This is a genomic window from bacterium, from assembly GCA_040755795.1.
Taxonomy (GTDB): domain Bacteria; phylum UBA9089; class CG2-30-40-21; order CG2-30-40-21; family SBAY01; genus JBFLXS01.
In genome coordinates this window covers 1-1,072 of record JBFLXS010000748.1, presented here as the reverse complement: position 1 = coordinate 1,072, position 1,072 = coordinate 1, and the positions used below count along the sequence as shown (strand labels likewise).

General features: G+C 35.9%; 2 protein-coding genes. Both read left to right on the top strand.

The features are described from left to right. The coding region (locus AB1414_21410) for a hypothetical protein (GenBank protein ID MEW6609969.1) at positions 1 to 303 on the top strand (303 nt) is incomplete at its 5' end. Then, positions 263 to 526 carry a type II toxin-antitoxin system RelB/DinJ family antitoxin gene (locus AB1414_21405; GenBank protein ID MEW6609968.1) on the top strand — a complete coding sequence of 88 codons (264 nt, stop codon included), beginning with the start codon at positions 263 to 265 and terminating at the stop codon, positions 524 to 526. The genes AB1414_21410 and AB1414_21405, both read left to right, overlap by 41 nt. The last annotated feature ends 546 nt before the right edge of the window (positions 527 to 1,072 follow it).

Here is a 1,072-nt window from a genome sequence, read left to right as displayed (position 1 = left end):
GGGTTGAGATGTCGTAGATGTTTCGTTTCCGCAGGTTTCTCCTGCGGTTATGTAAAATTTAAACCTTTCAGGTTTGATAAAAAAAGACAGTTAAAAAATGACGAAACTACATTGCTGAATAGTTACTCTATTTTTATTATCTTATCTCCATATCACTCTTATCTCCTTATCCCCTTTCGGACACTTTTGATATATAGCCTGAACGGTTACCAACGCTCAAATTTATCCGAGAGCGTTGACAATATAATCGGAGGTGATAAAATTGTCCAAGTCAGAGATGATAAGAGCATGGGTAGAACCTGAATTAAAACATGATGTAGATAAAATATTAAAAAATTTAGGTATTAGTGTAAGTCAAGCAATTAGCCTATTTTATACTCAAGTAAAAATAAAAAGAGGTCTACCTTTTAATGTAAAAATACCTAATAAGACAACTCGAAAAACTTTTGAGAATACAGATAAAGGAATAGGTATTAAAACATTCAAGAATAAAGAGGATTTATTTAAGGACATAGGATTACATTGAGAACACCAAAACGAACAACGCAATTTAAGAAAGATATTAAATTAGCAAAACGACGGGGGAAAGATTTGTAACTATTCAGCCACTGATTAACACGGATTAGCACGGATAAATACAGAGGTCAGAGGGGAGTTGTCCCTCGCTGGCGGGGGTTAGGGGGTGGAAATTTCGGTAGTGTCTGAAACAGACTAAAGGTATGTGTTTAGCGTATTTATGCATTGGATACAAACCTGAAAGGGTTGAATTTTAAACGAGGGATAAAATTCGACCCTTTCAGGGTCGCGGAGTGCGGATATGTCTCTTCCGTAGATTGCATCTACGGTTATGTAAAGTTCAACGCTTTCAGCGTTAGAGAAAGATATAGGTTCGCTAAACACATACGGTGAATGGTAATTAATTACCATTCACCAGTTACCATTTACTAAAGAGGGTTGGACCTATTAACTCCAGTAAAATCAAGGGGTTATAATAGTAAGAAGGTAGATTTTAGGGGTGTTTAGGAGGTGAGGTAGGTATATGTAACATATTATAAACATTGGGGTTAGGTTT